The sequence below is a fragment of the Herbaspirillum sp. C7C8 genome, assembly GCF_022627875.1.
In the GTDB taxonomy this organism is placed as follows: domain Bacteria; phylum Pseudomonadota; class Gammaproteobacteria; order Burkholderiales; family Burkholderiaceae_D; genus Herbaspirillum.
Genome location: NZ_JABXGG010000057.1, coordinates 1 through 431, shown reverse-complemented (window position 1 = coordinate 431; position 431 = coordinate 1). Strand labels below are relative to the sequence as shown.

General features: G+C 66.4%; 1 protein-coding gene. It reads right to left on the bottom strand.

Going from position 1 to position 431, the window contains the following annotated elements:
• A partial coding sequence (locus tag HWE01_RS22610) for a two-partner secretion domain-containing protein (RefSeq protein WP_241822956.1) occupies positions 1 to 431 on the bottom strand: 431 nt, incomplete at both ends.

Here is a 431-nt window from a genome sequence, read left to right as displayed (position 1 = left end):
GCAGCGATGGTCCCGGTGTTTTCCAGACGGCCCGCCGCCGTGACGACCAGCTCTCCTTCGGTGGCTGCCAAGGTGCCGCCGTTGTGCACGCCCACACCATGCTCGGTGGCGGTCAAGTAAATGTGGCCGGCATACATGCCGCCCAGTTCGGCAACGTCGATGGCGCGCATCGACGGTGCATGGCCGGATGAGCTCTCCGGCGTGACCTGCGCGTGATCGGCGCTGACCGTATTGAGACCGGTGGTGAGCCGGAGCTCTCCGGCGCGCAAGGCAGCATGAACACGGACCGCTCGGGCGATCACCTCCGCATATGTCGTGTCACCGGCTCGCAGGCCGGATCCTTCAAAGCTGATGACGCCGCCGCCAACACGATAGCTCTCCAGGTTGCCCTGTCGGATGACCGGCGTCCCCGTGGTCATGGTGGCGCGCTG